13 protein-coding genes are annotated in these 16,396 nt (G+C 60.3%); 5 read left to right on the top strand and 8 right to left on the bottom strand.

Annotation, left to right across the window (positions count from 1 at the left end):
• Positions 1–7: 7 nt before the first annotated feature.
• The gene (locus ACZ9IM_RS08165; RefSeq protein WP_008070477.1) at positions 8–976 is read right to left on the bottom strand and encodes a LysR family transcriptional regulator; all 969 of its coding nucleotides are present in this window, start codon (positions 974–976) and stop codon (positions 8–10) included.
• 361 nt (positions 977–1,337) lie between these two features.
• Here ACZ9IM_RS08165 and ACZ9IM_RS08160 point away from each other — a divergent pair, with 361 nt between their 5' ends.
• From ACZ9IM_RS08160 to ACZ9IM_RS08145, 4 genes are all read left to right on the top strand, one after another.
• A complete protein-coding gene (locus tag ACZ9IM_RS08160; protein ID WP_476223678.1) occupies positions 1,338–2,837 on the top strand; it encodes an efflux transporter outer membrane subunit in 1,500 nt (499 codons plus the stop codon).
• 139 nt (positions 2,838–2,976) lie between these two features.
• Positions 2,977–5,181: an FUSC family protein gene (locus ACZ9IM_RS08155; RefSeq protein ID WP_476223677.1), complete on the top strand. Its 2,205-nt coding sequence runs from the start codon at positions 2,977–2,979 to the stop codon at positions 5,179–5,181.
• The gene (locus ACZ9IM_RS08150; protein WP_007896379.1) at positions 5,171–5,371 is read left to right on the top strand and encodes a DUF1656 domain-containing protein; all 201 of its coding nucleotides are present in this window, start codon (positions 5,171–5,173) and stop codon (positions 5,369–5,371) included. Before ACZ9IM_RS08155 ends, ACZ9IM_RS08150 begins: the two co-directional genes overlap by 11 nt.
• A 24-nt stretch (positions 5,372–5,395) precedes the next feature.
• Positions 5,396–6,259 carry an efflux RND transporter periplasmic adaptor subunit gene (locus ACZ9IM_RS08145; protein WP_476223676.1) on the top strand — a complete coding sequence of 288 codons (864 nt, stop codon included), beginning with the start codon at positions 5,396–5,398 and terminating at the stop codon, positions 6,257–6,259.
• Between the two features lie 147 nt (positions 6,260–6,406).
• Here ACZ9IM_RS08145 and ACZ9IM_RS08140 read toward each other — a convergent pair whose 3' ends face one another.
• From ACZ9IM_RS08140 to ACZ9IM_RS08130, 3 genes are all read right to left on the bottom strand, one after another.
• Positions 6,407–6,805: a DUF4440 domain-containing protein gene (locus tag ACZ9IM_RS08140; protein WP_427623250.1), complete on the bottom strand. Its 399-nt coding sequence runs from the start codon at positions 6,803–6,805 to the stop codon at positions 6,407–6,409.
• A gap of 160 nt (positions 6,806–6,965) precedes the next feature.
• Positions 6,966–7,790 carry an SDR family oxidoreductase gene (locus tag ACZ9IM_RS08135; protein ID WP_123358528.1) on the bottom strand — a complete coding sequence of 275 codons (825 nt, stop codon included), beginning with the start codon at positions 7,788–7,790 and terminating at the stop codon, positions 6,966–6,968.
• A 30-nt stretch (positions 7,791–7,820) separates the two neighbouring features.
• Positions 7,821–8,285, bottom strand: a complete 465-nt coding sequence (locus tag ACZ9IM_RS08130; protein ID WP_008070465.1) for a hypothetical protein — start codon at positions 8,283–8,285, stop codon at positions 7,821–7,823.
• 152 nt (positions 8,286–8,437) lie between these two features.
• Between ACZ9IM_RS08130 and ACZ9IM_RS08125 the strand changes: the two genes are divergently transcribed.
• The gene (locus ACZ9IM_RS08125) at positions 8,438–11,206 is read left to right on the top strand and encodes an RHS repeat-associated core domain-containing protein (RefSeq protein WP_476223675.1); all 2,769 of its coding nucleotides are present in this window, start codon (positions 8,438–8,440) and stop codon (positions 11,204–11,206) included.
• Positions 11,207–11,279: 73 nt separating this feature from the next.
• On the opposite strand, the gene ACZ9IM_RS08120 is transcribed toward ACZ9IM_RS08125, so the two are convergent.
• From ACZ9IM_RS08120 to ACZ9IM_RS08105, 4 genes are all read right to left on the bottom strand, one after another.
• Positions 11,280–12,731 (bottom strand): mannose-1-phosphate guanylyltransferase/mannose-6-phosphate isomerase, encoded by a 1,452-nt coding sequence (locus ACZ9IM_RS08120; protein WP_427623247.1) that lies wholly within the window; start codon positions 12,729–12,731, stop codon positions 11,280–11,282.
• A 213-nt stretch (positions 12,732–12,944) separates the two neighbouring features.
• Positions 12,945–13,598, bottom strand: a complete 654-nt coding sequence (locus ACZ9IM_RS08115) for an alginate O-acetyltransferase AlgF (RefSeq protein ID WP_427623246.1) — start codon at positions 13,596–13,598, stop codon at positions 12,945–12,947.
• A 15-nt stretch (positions 13,599–13,613) separates the two neighbouring features.
• Entirely contained in the window at positions 13,614–14,789 is a 1,176-nt protein-coding gene (locus ACZ9IM_RS08110) for an alginate O-acetyltransferase (protein ID WP_427623245.1), read from the bottom strand.
• Between the two features lie 11 nt (positions 14,790–14,800).
• Positions 14,801–16,366, bottom strand: coding sequence for an MBOAT family O-acyltransferase (locus ACZ9IM_RS08105; protein WP_427623244.1), 1,566 nt, complete (start codon positions 16,364–16,366; stop codon positions 14,801–14,803).
• Between the last annotated feature and the right edge of the window lie 30 nt (positions 16,367–16,396).

Raw genomic sequence — 16,396 nt, 5'->3', positions numbered from 1 at the left:
ACACACCTCAATTCGCCAACCGCGCCCCACCCAAACTCCCACTCAACTCATACGCCGCCAATTCCGCCTGATGCGCCGCCAATATCTCCGGCAACGACCCACGCAAGTATTCGACCCAGGTCTTGATCTTCGCATCCAGATACTGCCGCGACGGGTAGATCGCATACAGATTCAATTCCTGTGAACGATAGTTCGGCATCACCCGCACCAACGTGCCGTTGCGCAGCCCTTCAATCGCCGCGTACACCGGTAAAACGCCAACCCCCATGCCACTGGTGATTGCAGTCTTCATCGCATCAGCGGAGTTCACCAAAAACGGTGAGCTGTTGATGGTGACCATTTCCTGGCCGTCAGGGCCATCGAAGGCCCATTTCTCCAGCGGGATGACCGGGCTCACCAGGCGCAGGCAGGCGTGGTTGAGCAAATCGCTGGGTTTGTGCGCGCAGCCGTTGGCTTTTACATAGGCGGGCGACGCGCAAACGATGCTGTAGGTGATGCCCAAACGCTGGGAGACGAAGCCCGAGTCGGGCAGTTCGCTGGCGAGCACGATGGACACGTCGTAGCCCTCGTCGAGCAGATCCGGCACGCGGTTGGCCATGGTCAGGTCGAAGGTCACGTCCGGGTGGGTTTTGCGGTAGCGGGCGATGGCGTCGATCACGAAGTGCTGACCGATGCCGGTCATGGTATGCACCTTGAGTTGCCCGGCCGGGCGCGCGTGGGCGTCGCTGGCCTCGGCTTCGGCTTCTTCGACGTAGGCCAGGATCTGCTCGCAACGCAATAGATAGCGCTTGCCGGCCTCGGTCAGGGCGATGCGGCGGGTGGTGCGGTTGAGCAGGCGGGTTTGCAGGTGGGCTTCCAGGTTGGAGACCGCGCGCGAGACGTTGGCCGTGGTGGTGTCGAGTTGCACGGCGGCGGCGGTGAAGCTCCCGGCCTCGGCCACGTAACTGAAGGCGCGCATGTTTTGCAAAGTGTCCATGGGGTGCTCTCTTGGCGAATGGCAAATTGTGACACGAAGTTGCTGATTCTTTACAGACGACTAAAGGTGCGACCAAGGGATTATCGCGTTAACGGTAACAAAGATTCACAAGAATCCCGGCTTATCGCCAACAAGGCCCACCCCTAGAATTGCGCCCTGTAGGCATGGGCTTGTGTGGCGAGGGGGCTTGCCCCCGTTGGGTTGCGAAGCGACCCTGAAAACCGGTCACCGCGATCTTCAATCAGAATTGCAGTAACCGGTTTACGACTGCTGCGCAGCCGAACGGGGGCAAGCCCCCTCGCCACAAAAAGCCGTTCCCACACGTTTTCCGTACCTCTTCCCACCTCAGGAAATCGCAGCAGTGCCGCGTCGCATCAACAGAGCGCTCAAGACGCTCAGTGTTTTGGCTTTAACCCTGGCAATCAGCGGCTGCATCGGCACCGCAGGTATTGCCCCGCAAGGCAAGGCACTGGAGGCCAATGCATTGGCCACCGACGATGCCATTCAGAGCGCCGAGCAAGACGCTCATTGGCCCACCGCTCAATGGTGGCAAGCCTACGGCGACCCGCAATTGAACCGCTGGATCGACCTCGCCCTGCAAGGCAGCCCGAGCATGGCCATGGCCGCTGCGCGAGTGCGTCAGGCGCGGTCGATGGCCGGCCTTGCCGAGTCCGCCGAGTCGTTGCAGATCAATGGCCAATCCACCCTCAAGCGCCACAACTGGCCCACCGATCAGTTCTACGGCCCCGGCGAGTTGGCCAATACCACCACCTGGGACAACAACGCCGCGCTGGGTTTCAGCTATGCCCTCGACCTCTGGGGGCGCGAAAGCAACGCCACCGAACGCGCCGTGGACATGGCTCACATGAGCGCCGCCGAAGCACGGCAGGCCCAGCTCGAATTGCAGAACAACATCGTGCGCGCCTACATCGAGCTCTCGTTGCATTATGCGCAACGGGACATCGCTGCCGCGACTTTGAAGCAGCAACAGCAAATTCTCGACCTGGCACAGAAACGTCTGGACGGCGGCATCGGCACCCATTTCGAAGTCAGCCAGGCCGAAACACCATTGCCGGAAACCCATCGGCAAATCGATGCCCTGGACGAGGAAATTGCCCTAAGCCGCAACCAACTCGCCGCGTTGGCCGGTAAGGGACCGGGGGAGGGCGCGCAGTTGCAACGGCCGACACTGTCGTTGGGCGCGGCATTGAAACTGCCGTCCTCCTTGCCGGCGCAATTGCTCGGTCAACGCCCGGACGTGGTTGCCAGTCGCTGGCAAGTGGCGGCGCAGGCGCGGGGCATCGATGTCGCTCACGCGGGCTTCTACCCCAACGTCGATCTGGTCGGCAGTCTCGGCTACATGGCCACCGGCGGTGGTGCGCTGGAGTTTTTGACTGGCAAGAAGCTCAACTACAGCGTTGGTCCGGCGATTTCGTTGCCGATCTTCGACGGCGGCCGCTTGCGTGCGGAGTTGGGCGAGGTCTCGGCGGGTTATGACATCGCGGTGGCCAGGTACAACCAGACGCTGGTCAATGCGCTGAAGAACATCTCCGACCAGCTGATTCGCCGCGAGTCGATGGACAAGCAACAGGCCTTCGCCGCCGAGTCGGTGGCCACGGCGCAGAAGACCTACGACATCGCGATGATCGCCTATCAGCGCGGGCTCACCGATTACCTCAACGTGCTCAATGCGCAGACTTTGTTGTTCAAACAGCAACAAGTGCAGCAGCAGGTTCAGGCTGCACGGTTGAGCGCTCATGCGGAATTGGTGACTGCTTTGGGCGGAGGCCTCGGCGCTGGCAACGACGTCCCGAATGCCGAGAAAACCCAACCCCCGAAAACCCCGGTTCTTTTGCGTTGAACACAAAACCTGTGGGAGCGAGCCTGCTCGCGATAGCGGTGTGTCAGTCGACATCAATGTTGAATGTGAAATCGCCATCGCGAGCAGGCTCGCTCCCACAGGTTCTGCGACCTGACTGAATTTCATTGAGCAAAATCCCATGACTCCCTTGCCCGCACCTTTGCGCTGGCTGTATTCCCTTGAATGGCGCCGGGGCTTTTTCGACTGGGCACGCAGCGACGGCGTGACCTGGGTGTACATTTTCAAGGTGCTGTTCGCGGCGTTCCTGACCCTGTGGCTGGCCATGCGTCTTGAGCTGCCGCAACCGCGCACCGCGATGATCACCGTATTCATCGTCATGCAACCGCAAAGCGGCCAGGTTTTCGCCAAGAGCTTCTATCGCTTCCTCGGCACGTTGGCCGGGTCGGCGGTGATGGTCGCGTTGATTGCCCTGTTTGCGCAGAACACCGAACTGTTCCTCGGCTCGCTGGCGATCTGGGTCGGCCTCTGCTCGGCCGGCGCGGCGCGTTATCGCAACTTCCGCGCCTACGGATTTGTGCTCGCCGGTTATACGGCGGCGATGATCGGACTGCCTGCATTGGCTCATCCCGACGGCGCGTTCATGGCAGCAGTCTGGCGAGTGCTGGAAATCTCCCTGGGGATTCTCTGCTCGACGCTGGTGAGCGCCGCGATCCTGCCGCAAACCGCCAGTGCCGCGATGCGCAATGCCTTGTATCAGCGCTTCGGCGTGTTTGCCTTGTTCGTCACCGATGGCTTGCGCGGTCGCAGCCGGCGCGAGGCATTTGAAGCGAACAACGTGCGGTTTATCGCCGAGGCGGTAGGTCTGGAAGGACTGCGCAGCGTCACAGTGTTCGAAGACCCGCACATGCGTCGGCGCAACGGGCGGCTCAGTCGCTTGAACAGCGAGTTCATGGGCATTACCACGCGCTTCAATGCGCTGCATCAGTTGCTCGAACGCCTGCGCAGCAGCGGCACCGATCACGTTGTTGCGGCGATCAAACCGGGGTTACAGGATCTGGCCGAAGTGCTCGACGGTTTCAGCGGTCGGGCCTTGACCAGCCCCGACGCTGCACGCCTGGCCAGTGCTTTGGCGACCTATAAGGAAAACTTGCCGGCGCGGGTCCGCAGCCTGCGGGCGACCTTTCAGGAGAGTGATCCGAGCGACGCCGAGCAGCTGGATTTTCACACCGCCTACGAGCTGCTTTATCGCTATGTCGACGACCTGCACAGTTATGCACAGACCCACGCATCGCTGGCCGATCACAGCCACGAACGGGAACGTTGGGACGAGCCCTTCACCCCGCAAACCAACTGGCTGGCCTCGGCGGCATCGGGCCTTCGCGCAGCATTCATTCTCGTGGTGCTCGGCAGTTATTGGGTGGCCACCGCGTGGCCGAGCGGGGCGACCATGACCCTGATCGCCGCCGCCACCGTCGGCCTTTCAGCGGCGACACCGAACCCCAAACGGATGGCGTTTCAGATGGCTTGCGGGACGTTGCTCGGTGCACTGATCGGCTTCGTCGAAATGTTTTTCATCTTCCCCTGGATCGACGGGTTTCCCTTGCTCTGCGTGATGCTCGCGCCGGTGATCGTGATCGGGGCGTTCCTGACTTCACGGCCGCAATACGCCGGGGTTGGCCTGGGGTTGCTGATCTTCTTCAGCACCGGTTCGGTGCCGGACAACCTCACGGTTTACAACCCTTACGCCTTCATCAACGACTACCTCGCCATGATCATGGGCATGTTGGTGTGCGCGGCGGCCGGGGCGATCATTTTGCCGCCCAACAGTCGCTGGTTATGGCGGCGCCTGGAGCAGGATTTGCGCGAGCAAGTGGTGTACGCCATCAGTGGCAAACTCAAAGGTTTGGCGTCGAGTTTCGAAAGTCGTACCCGCGATCTTTTGCATCAGGCCTATGGCCTCGCAGCGGGACAGCCGCAGGTGCAACGGGACTTATTGCGCTGGATGTTCGTGGTGCTGGAAGTCGGCCACGCGATCATCGAGTTGCGCAAGGAACAGGCGATTCTGCCGGTGCACCCGGCCTATGCCGAATCCCAACCGTGGCGCCAGTCAATCCGGGCAATGGGGCGTTCGCTGGTGCGACTGTTTCTGCAACCCGGCCAGAGCAATCTGGAGCGTGCCCTGGTCGCGGTCGACCACGCGATCAGCCGCGTGCAGGCCACCGATGAGCCCTTCGCGCCGCACTTCGATACCTCGGCGTTGCGTCGGGTGAAGAGCTACCTGCACTTCATCCGCACCTCGCTGCTTGACCCGCAATCGCCACTCGCCGGCTACATAAAAGCGAGTGCCATCACCAAGCCCCAAGGACTTGAACATGCCTCGTGAAATCGCCTTCCACGGCGTGTACATGCCGACCATGACCTTGATGTTTTTCATTGCTGCGGCGCTGGCCTGGGCGCTGGATCGGTTCCTCTCCGGGTTCGATCTGTACCGCTTCTTCTGGCACCCGGCGCTATTGCGTCTGAGTCTGTTTACTTGTCTGTTCGGCGCTCTTGCGCTGACTGTTTACCGTTGACTCTCTACCACTGAGAATGCCCTGATGAAAAAGCTTTTCAGCCTGCTCGCGACCCTGCTGGTGTTGGCCCTTGCCCTGTGGATCGGCCGGACCCTGTGGGTGCATTACATGAACACACCCTGGACCCGCGACGGCCGGGTGCGCGCCGACATCATCAACGTCGCCGCCGACGTTACCGGTGAAGTGGTGGACGTGCCGGTGCGCGACAACCAGTTAGTGAAAAAGGGCGATTTGCTGATGCGCATCGACCCCGAGCATTACCGCATCGCGGTGAAACAGGCGCAGTCACTGGTGGCCTCGCGCAAAGCCACGTGGGAGATGCGCAAGGTCAACGCCCATCGCCGCGCCGACCTCGACAACCTGGTGATCTCCAGGGAAAACCGCGACGACGCCAGCAACATCGCCGACTCGGCCCTGGCCGATTACCAGCACGCCCAAGCGCAACTGGAAGCCGCCGAACTGAACCTCAAACGCACCGAAGTGCGCGCGGCGGTGGACGGCTATGTGACCAATCTCAACGTCCATCGCGGCGACTACGCACGTATCGGCGAAGCGAAAATGGCCGTGGTCGATATGAACTCGTTCTGGGTTTATGGCTTCTTCGAAGAAACCAAACTGCCGCATGTGCGCGTGGGCGATAAAGCCGATATGCAACTGATGAGCGGCGAAGTGCTCAAGGGGCATGTAGAAAGCATTTCTCGCGGGATCTACGACCGTGACAACCCGCAAAGCCGCGAGCTGATCGCCGACGTGAACCCGACGTTCAACTGGGTGCGCCTGGCGCAACGGGTGCCGGTGCGGATTCACATTGATGAAGTGCCGGAGGGGGTGCTGCTGGCGGCGGGGATTACTTGCACCGTTGTGGTGAAACAGGAAAGTGGCGAATAACCTTGTGGCGAGGGGGCTTGCCCCCGTTCGGCGGCGAAGCCGGCGCAAAACCAGAGCATGCGGTGCATCTGGAAGAACGGGGTTGCAGGTTTTGGGGCTGCTGCGCAGCCCAACGGGGGCAAGCCCCCTCACCACAAGGGAACGGTTTCAGCTTTGACAAAACGTCTCATGCAAATGCCGCCAAACCACCTTGCCATCGGGCTGTTTCTCGAACACCACCGAAGACCGTCGATCAGAATGCAACCCCGTCGCATCGGTCTGCTGCTCGCGGTAACTCACCACTGCGCCACCGTCGTATAGCGCAACACCGCGCAACTCGCTGAGCTCAATCCTGAACCCGAGTTTCTTCCCGCCCGCCAGCAGAAACAATTCATTCAATGCCCCGAAATCCAGCACCCGGCCCAACGGCGAGATCATGGAAAACTGTGGTGAAAAACGCATGAGCAATTGTTCAAGCTCGGATTCGTCTTGCTCTTCGGCCAACCATTGTTCAATGGCTATGTGAGCCTGGATCACTTCGTCAAAGTATTCGGTGTAGTTGGTCATGCTGTTTCCTGAAATTTTGCAGCGTCTGTCCTGACGTCTTCGCGGGCAAGTCGAATCGTCGCACCGCCGCTCCCACAGTGATCTTTGGTGTGAATGCTATCTATGCCACCCAGCAGAACCTTGTGGGAGCGGGCTTGCTCGCGAATGGGGCACCGCGATCTCAAAGTTGCCCGCGCAACCCGAACCGCTTCATCAACCCCGACTCCAGCAACCCTTTGGGCAACAACCCCGCCATCAACGGCAACGCGCGGCTGCCATTACCCAAACGCACCAGACGCGGCGGTTTATTCTGCTGCACGGCCTTCAATAAACCGGCGGCAAACTCACTGGCCGGCGTCGGTTTGTCCTGAGACGCCTTGGCCCGTGCGCGAATACCTTCACGCAGCGGCCACCATGGCGATTGTTCGGTGATCAGTTGCTCAGCCTCTTGGCCGGCATTCTTGGCAAAGCTGGACGCGATAGCCCCAGGCTGAACTTCCATGACCCGCACACCGAACGGTGCCAATTCCATGCGCAGCGCATCGCTCAGGGCATGCACCGCGGCTTTCGAGGCGCAGTAGGCGCCGGCAAATGGCGTGACCAGAACCCCGGAAACGCTGCCGATGTTCACCACCAGGCCCCTGGCGCGACGCAGCACCGGGAACATCGCGCGAGTCACGCCGACAATCGCAAACACGTTGGTTTCGAATTGCCGCTGCATGGCCGGCACACCGCCGTCGAGCAGCGGCCCCATGGCGCCATAGCCGGCGTTGTTGATCAGCACATCAAGGCCGCCGCGTTGCTGATTGATCCGCTCGCTCAGTTGTTCGAGGGCCGGGCCATCGTTCACGTCCAGTTGCACGGCGGTGAACCCGGCGGCGGTTAGAGCGGCTACGTCTTCGGCTTTGCGGGCGCTGGCCCAGACTTCGTACCCGGCACTTTTGAAAGCGTCGGCGAGGGCGCGGCCAATGCCGCTGGAACAACCGGTAATCAACGCAACGGGCATGGCGCGGTCCTTGTGCAAAAAGAAAAGGGATCAGTCGGAGAAACTACCCTGCAAACGCTCGGCGCGAAACTCCAGGGTTTGCGGGCGATAACCGGGGCGCAGAGGTGGCATTGGCAAGCAGTCCTCCCAATTGCCTCCGGCCTGCAATTCGCCGGGGCCGCGATAACGCGGCGCAGCGTATTGATTGTCAGCCAGATTGACCGTATCGCCCGGTGCGTAAGCGGCGATTCGCCAGCGCAGTTCGGTCAGCGGCACGTCGTTGCCGTTGTTCATCGTCAGCTTCAAGGGGCGATCCGCCGGGCAGTGCTCGGGCGCGTAGGTGATGCGCAACTCCAGGCGCGCCAGTTGCTTGACCTCGCGGGTGTCCAGCCAGAACACCCACACCGCCACCAGGCCCAACCCGACAGCGGCGGCCATGGACACCGGCACAGCCTTGGACGGGTAGCGCAGCAGCAGGATCAGCCAGGTGATGACCAGCAGGACGCCGATGAACATGTGTGAACGCTCCTTGAACTCATAAACACCATCCTACCGAAGGGGCGCGGGAATGGACATTCGTGGAGCAAGATCGGTGGCCGTTGGTCGGTACTCTCATTTCTGATAGTAGCCAGGCCTGTCCACGAACAGTTAGATGAGGACATACAGGCATGCAGGTCTTGACGATGGGAATGCACCACAAAACACCAAAATTGTCCGTCGTCGACCCGCGCGGCTTGACCATCCGTACGGTGGACTATTGGCGCGCCGTCGAAAACCTGCCCACTGAAGCACGCATCAATCGCACGGCCCATGATGCTGCGGGCCACCCGATAAAACAGTGGGATCCGCGGCTTTGGGCATTGCAGGTTGAAGATCCTCTGACACCCGCCAATTCAACGACCGTGCATTCGCTGTCCGGCCATGCGCTGGGTACCGTCAGCGTCGATGCTGGATTGCAGCTGAACCTGCCCGGTCTGGGCGACGAGATTTTGCTGGCATGGGACAGCCGAGGTACACGACGCGAGGTTGAATACGATGGCCTGCTTCGTCCTTTGGCAGTGTTCGAGCAGGGCGCAACTGAGCCGCGAAGGTCCGTTGAACGCATGACCTATGGCGGGCCCGATCAGGGCGATCAGAATCAATGCGGGCAGTTGATCCGTAATGACGATCCCGCCGGAACGGTGCTGTTCGAGGCATTTTCGATCACCGGCCAATGCGTGAAGCAAGTCCGTCACTTTACCCTGGACCCTGTTGCCCCCGACTGGCCGGAGCTGGAAGCCGATCGCGAGCGGCTGCTTGAGCCCGGTGAAGGTGCGTCGTCGACGTGGCGTTTCGGTCCACAGGATCATGTGCTGGAACAGACCGATGCCAAGGAGAATCGTCAGGTCTTCCACCTGACGCTTGATGGACAATTGCGTGAGGCGCGACTGCAACTCCATGGGCTGACCACCTGGCAAACGCTGGTGCGCGATATTCGGTACAGCGCGCAGGGCCAGGTCGAACACGAAACTGCTGGCAACAACGTACAGACGACCCTCGTTTACCGCCCCGAAGACGGTCTGCTGATGGAGCGCCGGGCACAGGATGCCAGTGCCCGACTGTTGCAACACCTGATCTACGATTATGACCGGATGGGCAATGTCCTGAGCATCGAGGACAGGGCACTGTCGGTGCGTTACTTCAACAACCAGCGCATCGATCCCCTCAGTCGCTTTATCTACGACAGCCTGTATCAATTGATCGAAGCCTACGGCTGGGAGGAGGGCACTCTCCAGCAGGGGCCGGCGTCGGTGGGACGGGTCGATCCGGCGGCGGTCAGCAACTATCACCAGACCTACCGCTATGACGAGGGCGGGAACCTGCTGACGCTGACGCACGTCGGCACGCAGAGTCGGGGGCGCGAACTGAAAGCGGCGCGCTACAGCAATCGTTGTCTGCCCTGGCGCAACGGTGTGCCGCCGACGGAAGAGGACATCGCCGCGGCGTTCGACGCCAATGGCAATTTGCTGGAGCTGGATCAGGGACGGATCCTGAATTGGGATCTGCGTAATCAGTTGCAGTCGGTCAGCCCGGTGGAACGCGTCTCCGGGCTCAATGACAGGGAGTCCTATGTCTACGATGGCGGTGGGCAGCGGGTTCGCAAAATCCGCTCATTGCAGACCAATGCCCGGACCGTGGTGGCTGAAGTGCGTTATCTGCCGGGGCTTGAGATGCGCAGCGATAACGGCACGGGAGAAGTATTGCAGGTGATCAGCGCCCAGGCGGGACTCAATAGCGTGCGAGTGCTGCATTGGGAAACAGCGCCACCGTCCGGTATCGCCAACGATCAATACCGCTACAGCCTGGTCGATCACCTGAAATCCTGCACGCTGGAACTGGCCGACGACGCACGAATTATCAGTCAGGAAACCTACTATCCCTTTGGCGAAACGGCTTGGTTTGCCGGGGCGGGCGTCGTTGAAGCGAGTTACAAAACCATTCGTTATTCGGGCAAGGAGCGGGATGCGACGGGGCTCGACTACTACGGGTACAGATATTACGCCGCGTGGTTGCAACGATGGATCAACCCGGATCCTGGGGGAAACATTGATGGGCCGAATCGATACCGGGCGATGCGTAACAATCCGTTGTTCTACAAGGATGTCGATGGTCTGGCGCCTCATCCTAATCAAAAAACAAAGGACGAGGTTTATCACGATCTTGCCCAGGAGGGCATTGTTTACCCACTTCAAGCAGCCGGCATGCAACCCATCCGCAATTATTTTGCGGACAGCCAGGACCCATCGACTTTGGCTTATCGCCGAGAAATTCCGATAGCCCTCGAGCAGTTGGGTGAAGGCGGAAACATAGCGTTCACTAACACCCATCAAGCCCATGTCATTGCCGCCGTCAGGACCCAGACGGCGCCACCTTCCGGGGCAGTGCTGTATCACTCGGGGGAGCTCATTTCGGGGATGCTGAACTCTGTAGCGGGAGAGCAAACAACAGGTCGCATCATGGGCCCGATGTCGGTCACCTTCAACAGTCCGGTCGAGGATCTGCAGGTTCTGGCTGACCGACGCGATGCCGTGGCCAAAGGTATGAAGGGAGTGGGAAAACTGGCGTCGTTCTCCCGAAACCCGCTACTGAGTGCCGCGGGAACCGTGGTGCAGACTATGGGACGGCTTATGGAAGTATCGGAAGCCCAGACACAAATGCAGTACAGGCAGCTGAGCAATGTTCGAGCCCCAACTGTTGGAGGTCCGCCAACGGTTATTGCCAGGTCATCGACAATGCCAGCCTTGACGACTGCCCAATCGCCTTTGGCTGGTTCAGTGGAGCCGTCATCGCACTCACCAAGCCCGCTGGCAATGCGCCTGCTGGCAGCGGGATTCAATACCCCTACGCCTGCAGCCGCACCGGCAATGCGCGAGCGCAAAAGAAGCCGATCCAAATAAAAAGCCCCCGCCCAACCCTCTGCGGATAGGGACGCAGTGGGCTGGACGGGGGCTTTTTATTGTTGCCGGTCAATCACTGCGCGATGGTTTTCACCGACACGCCGCGCTCGATCGGGTTGGAGCGACCGTAGATATCTTCAAACCGCTCGATATCGTCTTCGCCCAGGTAGCTGCCCGATTGCACTTCGATGATCTCGAGTGAAATCTTGCCCGGGTTGCGCAGACGGTGGACCGAGGCGATCGGGATGTAGGTCGACTGGTTTTCAGTCAGCAGGAACACGTTTTCGTCGCAGGTCACTTCGGCAGTGCCGCTGACTACGATCCAGTGTTCGGCGCGGTGGTGGTGCATCTGCAGCGACAGGCATGCGCCCGGCTTGACCGAGATGCGCTTGACCTGGAAGCGGCCGCCCATGTCGACCGAGTCGTAGGAGCCCCACGGACGATAGACTTCGCAGTGGTTCTGGGTTTCGCTGCGGCCCTGCTCGTTGAGGGTGTTGACCATCTGTTTCACGCCTTGGACCTTGTCCTTGTGGACGATCATCATGGCGTCCTTGGTTTCGACGACCACGATGTTTTCCAGGCCGATCACCGACACCAGTTTGCCGTTGCCGTGGATCATGCAGTTTTTGCTGTCCTGGATGACCACGTCGCCTTTGGTGACGTTACCGTTGGCGTCTTTTTCATTGACTTCCCACAGCGACGACCAGCAACCGACATCGCTCCAGCCTGCGGTCAGCGGCACGACGCAGGCGCGCTGGGTTTTTTCCATCACCGAGTAGTCAATGGAGTTGTCCGGGCAGCAGGCGAAGGTGGCGGGGTCGATGTCGACGGTGTCGGCATCCTGTGCGCTACGTTCCAGCGTCAGTACGCAGGTGTCGTAGATGTCCGGATCATGCTTTTTCAGTTCTTCGAGGAAACGGCTGGCGCGGAACAGGAACATGCCGCTGTTCCAGAAGTAACCACCGGACTGGACGAATTCGGTGGCGCGTTTCACGTCCGGTTTTTCAACGAAGTGCGAGACACGGCTGACGCCTTCCGGCAGCAGCGCATCGTTGGTGGATTTGATGTAGCCGTAACCGGTTTCCGGTTTGGTCGCCGGCACGCCGAACAGCACCATCTCGCCACGCTCGGCCGCTACGGTGGCCAGGGCCAGGGCGCGTTGCAGGGCTTTCTGGTCTTCCAGCACGTGGTCGGCCGGCAGCACCAGCATCAACTCGTCGCGACCTTCATTGACCAGCATCATCGCGGTCAGGGCCACGGCCGGGGCGGTGTTGCGACCGAACGGTTCCATCAGGATGCGCTGGGTGTCCAGGTTGCGGGCACTCAGTTGCTCGTTGACGATGAAACGGTGATCTTTGTTGCAGACCACGATCGGGGTATCCATGCCTTCGAACACCAGGCGTTCCAGGGTTTGCTGGAACAGCGTGTGTTCGCCGGTCAGGGCGAGGAATTGCTTGGGGAATTGCTTACGCGAAAGCGGCCAAAGACGTGAGCCGCTACCACCTGACAAGATCACCGGAATCATGTTGTTACTCCTTCAAAATCGATTGGGTTAGAGCTACTGCGTTCTGTCGTTTCACTCTTGTTCTTGTTCCGTGTCCGAATTGACGCCTCGGTCCCTTGTGGGAGCGGGCTTGCTCGCGAAAGCGGTGGGTCAGCCAACATCATCGTTGAGTGTGAAACCGTATTCGCGAGCAAGCCCGCTCCCACAGGGATATGGGTCAATCCGGCAAATGTGTTAGCGCGTCGAAACCGGGCGTTTTACCCACACTGGCGACAGGCTGCTGCCACTGCCGGTGACGTACAGCACCGCGGCTTCGCCTCGTTCCAGGGCAACCGGTTTCACGTCGCCGACTTTGGTGGCGCCGTCGTACAGTGCCAGGCTGACTTTCACCGGGTTGATTTCACGCTCGCCACGGCCCTTGGCTGCCACAGACGGGACCACTTCGGTCTTGCCGTCGGCGGTTTTCAGGGTCAGGGCCTTGTCGCTGAGGTTCTGTACGCGAACCAGGGATTTCTGCTTGTTCTTGAACGGCGGCTCTTCGATCAGTTGTGGTGCGCCGCTGGCGTTGTTGACCAAGGTGTAATAGTGGTCGCCGGCCAATTTCACTGGCAGGGTCTGGCTGCCGACCTTGGCGCTGTAATCGCCGCCCGGCATGAAGCTGAAGTCGGTGCTGGACAGCGGCGCGACTTCGCTCAGGTTGGTGGTGCCAACAGTGGCGCTGACTTCAGCGTTACCGGCGTTGAAGACCCGCACGAAACTGGAGCCTTTTGGCGCGGTCGGGCCGTAGAGCGCGCCGTCACCGGCGAAGGCCTGCATCGACAGCACGCTCATGCCGGCGACGAGGGCGAAGGTCTTGGCGAGACGGCGAGGAGTAGTAGTGAAAGTCATGGAAGTACCTCTCTTTCAGTTTTGCGCCCGGTCGGGCGTCTCGGATTTAGTGTTTGCAGCTACGTTTTGTTGGCGTGCGCCGGCTTGTTTAAGCTCTGCGACCCACTGCGGGTCGGCGTCACCGATTTCGTTGTTCACAGGCAGATATCGTTCAGGGAACTCCCAAATCAGCACTTGTGGCGGGCTGTTCTTGAAAGCATCGCTTTTCAGGTAGCTGAGCATCGGCAGAATCGGGCCGTGACCGTCTTCGGCGTAATTGACCACATCGCTGTGCAGTGCTTCTTTCAGCGCACCGACGAAGTTCCAGTTCGGGTTGGCGCTGTAGCTGGTGCCAATCAGGGCTACCGGCACTTCAGTGTTGGCGAACAGGGCGTCATCACCGGCAGGCTGATCCTGGGCCGCCACGGTGTTGCGCTTCTGCAAAGGCTCCTGCGCCGGCATCAGGTTTTCGAACAGAGGGTCCAGGGGCAGGAACAACCGCAGGTCGCCCTTGTGCGTCACCTTCTCCGCAGGTTCGGTGACGAAGTTTTGCGGTTCGCCGCTCAGCGGAGCCTTGTCGGCAATGGTTTTGGCCAGAGTCTGGGCAGCGACTTGCGCGCCTTCCGGGGTCCAGTGGGTGTCGGTGCGCAGGAACACTTGCTGACCGTCTTGCTTGGCCTTTTGCAGCGGGCCGAGCAGGTCAGGGGCGAGGATCTTGTCGGCCGCCACACGAGCGTGGAAGTCCTTGTACAGATTGGCGTGGATACTCGCCGGCTTCACTTCACCCAGGTGTTCCGGGTAGAGACGTGTCTTGGCCGGGACAATCGCCATCACCAGTTGCACACCTTGTTTTTTCAAGGTCTGGCGCACGCCTTCGACCAGCGCGTAGTTGCCCTGCAGGTTCAACTCTTCGTTGACGATCGGGTGGAACTCTTCATCGCTGTAGAGCCACTGATCGCGACCGAGCACCACGCCCGGACGACCTTCGTTGAACAGTTTGAAATCCAGCGCGGCCCAAAGGTTGGTGCCCAGGCGCTTGATCGGGAACTCGTCGTCGTAGTGCGTCTCGACGGCTTTGCTCCAGCGACCGTTGAGCACGGTCGCATCGGCGTTGGTACTGAAGCCGAAGAAGCTGCGTACCGACCACACGCCCAGGACCAGCAAGGTCACCAGGAACAGGGCGATGTAGAAGATGCGTAATGAGCGGGTCATAGTCAGATCCCTCAGAACTGGAAGTAAAGGAACGGCGAGAAGCTTTGCGCCGAGAGTTTGAGAATCGAGGCGATGAACAGCAGCAGTACCAGAGCGCGCATCACGTAACGGGACCAGTCAGCGGTCCAGTAGGCCGGTTGCACAGTCGCTTCAACGCCGACGGTGTAACCCGGTTCGTGGATGCTGGCCGGGTTTTCACCCGGTACGGCTTTGATCATTCCAGGCGTAGCCGCGGCAGGGCCGTCGGTTTCGGTGTTCACCGCAGGCTTGGTCTTGACCGGTGGCCGGTTGGTGTAGAAATCACGCAGACCGAAGAACGCCAGGGTTGCGTAAGCCACCACCAGGGTTGCCACTTGCAGACCGGTGAGGCTGGCCTGGTTGAGTTCCGACAACGACCATTCGCCGAAGCTGAACATGGCGCCGTACATGCGACCGGCGACGTGCAGGTTCTCTGCGCGGAAGATCACCCAACCCATCACCACCAACAGGAAAGTCAGGGCCCAGCGGACCGGGTTGAAGCTGCGCGGCGAAGTGTTCAGGCCGAGGGCTTTTTCGATCGCCAGCCACATGCCATGCCAGGCACCCCAGACGATGTAGGTGATGTTCGCGCCGTGCCACAGACCACCGAGCAGCATGGTCAGGAACAGGTTGCGATAGGTCATCAGCGTGCCTTTACGGTTACCGCCGAGGGTGATGTACAGATAGTCACGCAACCAGGTCGACAGGCTGATGTGCCAGCGACGCCAGAACTCGGTGATCGACTGGCTGATGTACGGCTGTTTGAAGTTTTCCATGAAGCGGAAACCCATCATCAAGCCCAGACCAATTGCCATGTCGCTGTAGCCGGAGAAGTCGAAGTACAGCTGCGCGGTGTAGGCCAGGGCGCCGAGCCAGGCGTCGCCCGTGGTCGGGTTCTGCAAGGCGAAGCAATGGTCGGCCACCACCGCCAGGGTGTCGGCGATGAAGACCTTCTTGATGAAGCCCTGCATGAACCGCGTGGCACCTTCGGAGAACTTGTCGAGGGTGTGGGTGCGGTTGTTGAACTGGTCGGCCAGATCGCGGAAACGCAACACGGGGCCGGCGATCAAGTGCGGGAAGATCGCCACGAATGCGGCAAAGTCGATCAGGTTGCGGGTCGCCGGGGTATCACCACGGTAGACGTCGATGATGTAGCTGATGGACTCGAAGATGTAGAACGAGATCCCGATCGGCAACAACACGTGAGTCAGGATGAACGGCGACAGACCGACCGAGGTCATCATCGCGTTGATGCTGTCCACGCCGAAGTTGGCGTACTTGAAGTAGCCGAGGATGCACAGGTCGACGCCCACGCCCAGGAGTAGCCAGCGCTGGGCCGGTTTGGTCCGAACGCCCGCCGCACCAACCTTCAGGCCGATCCAGTAGTTCCACAGCGTGACGGCTGCGAACAGCGCAAGGAAGTCCACACGCCACCAGGCGTAGAACACGTAGCTGGCGATCAGCAGCAGCAAGTTGCGATAGCGTATTCCGCTCAAGTAGTACATGCCGAGAAAGATCGGCAAGAACAGAAACAGGAACACGTTGGATGAAAATACCATCCCGATCTCTCCATGTTTAACCAACAGTCA

The sequence above is a fragment of the Pseudomonas sp. TE12508 genome (assembly GCF_056279485.1).
This window is presented reverse-complemented; position numbering and strand designations above follow the sequence as displayed.